General features: G+C 60.9%; 5 protein-coding genes. All 5 read right to left on the bottom strand.

The window, feature by feature from the left end:
- A partial coding sequence (locus tag CCR95_RS07100; protein WP_201093091.1) for a hypothetical protein occupies positions 1 to 284 on the bottom strand: 284 nt, incomplete at its 3' end.
- A 120-nt stretch (positions 285 to 404) separates the two neighbouring features.
- Positions 405 to 1421, bottom strand: coding sequence for a DUF7146 domain-containing protein (locus CCR95_RS07095; protein WP_242523104.1), 1017 nt, complete (start codon positions 1419 to 1421; stop codon positions 405 to 407).
- A gap of 141 nt (positions 1422 to 1562) precedes the next feature.
- Entirely contained in the window at positions 1563 to 2213 is a 651-nt protein-coding gene (locus CCR95_RS07090) for a hypothetical protein (RefSeq protein ID WP_201093087.1), read from the bottom strand.
- A gap of 230 nt (positions 2214 to 2443) precedes the next feature.
- A complete protein-coding gene (locus tag CCR95_RS07085) occupies positions 2444 to 2863 on the bottom strand; it encodes a hypothetical protein (RefSeq protein ID WP_201093085.1) in 420 nt (139 codons plus the stop codon).
- Between the two features lie 125 nt (positions 2864 to 2988).
- The coding region (locus CCR95_RS07080; protein ID WP_276570235.1) for a JAB domain-containing protein at positions 2989 to 3124 on the bottom strand (136 nt) is incomplete at its 5' end.

Here is a 3124-nt window from a genome sequence, read left to right as displayed (position 1 = left end):
GAAAAATAAACTCCGCCGTCTATCTGGAAATGCTCCAGGTATTCCTGGATGAACTCGACCACCGCCTCCACCGATCCGGTTTCGTCCGCGTAGATCCAGACCTTTCCGTCGCTCAGTTCGGACTGGAGGTCGTATTTTTCGTCCCAATCGTCTGGGTCGCCGGATCCCTCGGCCTCGTCGCGTTGTTTCTGAAACTCGTCATAGAACGCCTTGACGGCTTCCTGTGCGCCCTCGCTCTCGGGCAATGGAAGCATGACGGAAAATTGCAAGTAGTTGTTTGCCATGGGCATAATCTCTTATGTTTTGTGAAAATGCCGCAGCGGAATTGCCGTGGCTCTCGTCAGAATTGCAGGGATGGAAAGACCACCGATTCCCGTGCGGGGATTGGCGGTTTGGTGCGCGGTCTAGGCCGCTTGCGGTTGTGTTGACTGGAGGACATCCGCCCAGTCCACCCCTTTTCGTCCCTGGGGAATGGCCCGATTGGGCAGTTGGATGCGCGCCTCGACCCCAGATCGCAGGAGGCGTTTCTGCAAGGCCGCGGCCGCTTGTTCGCCGGTCTTGCTGCGATCCCGGTCCGCCCAGATCGTCACCTGACGTACCCCGGCGGGCGGTTCAAACTTTGCCAGCAGCGTCGCACTGACCGCCGCCCACACCGGTTGCCCGGAGAGGCAGCGTGCCGCCAAGGCGGTTTCGATGCCCTCGGCCACGCCCATCTCCGTGTCAACCGACGCGAGATGGATCGCGCCGCCCGTCATCGAGGCCACGGGCGGCATCAACTTTTTGGGACTCGGCACCGTGGCCTTCCAAGCACCGTTGCGGTGCAGGTAGGTGCGATGCAGCGTGACCGCTTTCCCGTGCGGATCGCTGACGCGGGCGAGCATGGCCGGGTAATTGCCGGTCGCGCGCCCGTTCTCGTAGTAGGCGAGATGCGGATGAAACCGCACCACCCGCGGGTCCAGCCACGCCAGGGAGGGACCGACACCACGATGCTCTAAATAGCGCCACAGCGGCCAGGCCGCCGGATCGGTAGGGGCCAGCGATTCGCCCCAAGTCGACCGTAATGCCTGTTGACAGGCGTCGACGGATCGCGCTTTCGGTGTCAAAGGTGCCGCTAACGCCCGAACGGGCAGCCGTGCAACGTGCTCGGTCAATCCCAAGGACGCGCCAACGGCCTCCAGTGCGACGGGAAAGGTCCAGCCGGTGAGCCACCTCAGCAGCGCGAACCCATCCGGGAAGGCACCGCAGGAATTGCAGATACCGCCGCCGGTGTGGGCGACATCCCGAAAAACGCGAAACCCATCGCTGCCGCCATGCATGGGGCATGCGCCATGTCGCCCCGGACGCTCCAGGGCGGGTTCCAACGCCGGAACCAGACGAGGCAGGATGCCGATCCAGCGGCCCTGCGCGTGTGTTCTAACCAACGTGGCGTCTAATGTCATACGACTTCCAATGCTTTAAACGTGTTGAAAAAAGGAAGGCGTACCCCTCGCGGGAAGCGTCTTCCCGCGTGGGTGAGAGGTGTTGGCCTTTCCGATCGGAAAGGCGTCAAACTGGCCGACGAACTAGCCGACCTGAACCGTCGTCAACAACGCATCCAGCTTGTTTCCGTATCGTGCACAGAAGGCTTGCGCCTCCTCGGTCTCCGGCGTCGACAAGCCGGCTGCCCGCGCCAACAACACGAGGCGGAACAAAGCGTCCGACGCCAGAAAGCTGAAACGGCGCTTGTCTGCATCGACCCAGACGATCGGGCCGGGAGCGTTCTTCGGTCTGTCGGTTTCGATCGTATCGAGAGCGTCCGATTGATTAATAATGAGATTTTCCAGCCAATCGGCGTAGATCCCATCGATTTCTGGACTGGTCGGGAAGAGATATTCCCGCGCTTTCGCGAGCACGCTTTCGAGCCGTTCGGTATGGTCGAAACTCGGTGCCGGGAGGTCACATTTTTCAACCAGCCAACAGGGATGGTTGAATTCGATGAAAAACGAATCGGCTTCGTGCTCCCAATCGAGCTGGCGGTTGTGCTGTTTCGCGAAGGCGAGCGCCTCGTCTTCGGATGCCGCCGTCACGGTGACATTGACGCGCACGATCATGTCTTTGCTCACAAAATATTGATTCATCGTTGTGTTTCCGTTTATCAAGGGAGACGCCCCCAGTGGGAGTGCGTCTCCCATGGGGGTGAATGCCAGCGATCTGGCGATTTCGCTTGACTTCATGACCGGGCGCGAACCACCGCGCCGGTCCAGGACTTATCGCGACATCAATTGGCGGACGAACTCCGCCGAGTTGATGCGGAATTTCCCGTTTGGAGCATGGACAGGGGCCGAGACCCAGCCCTGGCGATCGATCCAGGTTTGGATCAAGCAACCCGGAAAGCCGCAGAGCGACTCCAGGATTTCCGACGAGCGAAGTTCTCGCCCATCATTCGTGACGAGCCGATACGTGCTCATCGGCCAATCCGCGTGCGGCGCACGATCCGAACCTGATCGCCAGGGTCGAGATCCACCGGGAAGCCGCCGTGCGACGTGATGCGCGGAATCGACAGGTGAACGGGCATCCAGCCGGTTGACCGGGAGACCCAAAACCGGCGGGTTTCCCGACCTTCTGGATCGAGGATCGCCACGCGGGCATCTTCAAGCCCAATCAGTTCCGGGGTGAGCAGGGCCGGGCAGCGTTTGCCGGTTTTCGCGTGATGCGCTTCCCCAAGGCGCATGGCCTTTTGGTAAGCCTGAAGGTGTTCGTCGGTGCCCAACGGTACGACGGCGCAGGGCAGACCCAGCCACGCCAATACCGCGTGACGGCGGCGTTCGGCGTTCTCGTGGCCGATGCAGGAGCCGTTCAGGTAATACAGATGTTGATGATTCATGCGTTTTCTCCGAAAAATCGGGGAGACGCATGATTCCCAAAGGGAAGATGCGACTCTCCCCAGGGGGTGATGCCAGCCGGGCTGGCCGATGACAGGCGGACGAAAAAGCCGCGAATCGAGGACGTTTAAAGCAGGTTGCGTTCGGCCATGGAGGTGCAGGATTCAGCGACCACGATGTGATCGAGCACGCGGACCTCGATCACACCCAGCGCGTGTTTCAATTTCGTCGTGATCGCGAGATCCGGCGCACTGGGTTCCGCG

This window comes from Thiocystis minor (assembly GCF_016653465.1).
Lineage (GTDB): Bacteria > Pseudomonadota > Gammaproteobacteria > Chromatiales > Chromatiaceae > Chromatium > Chromatium minus.
Note: the sequence above shows the minus strand (reverse complement) of the source record. Positions and strands in the feature narration are given on the sequence as shown.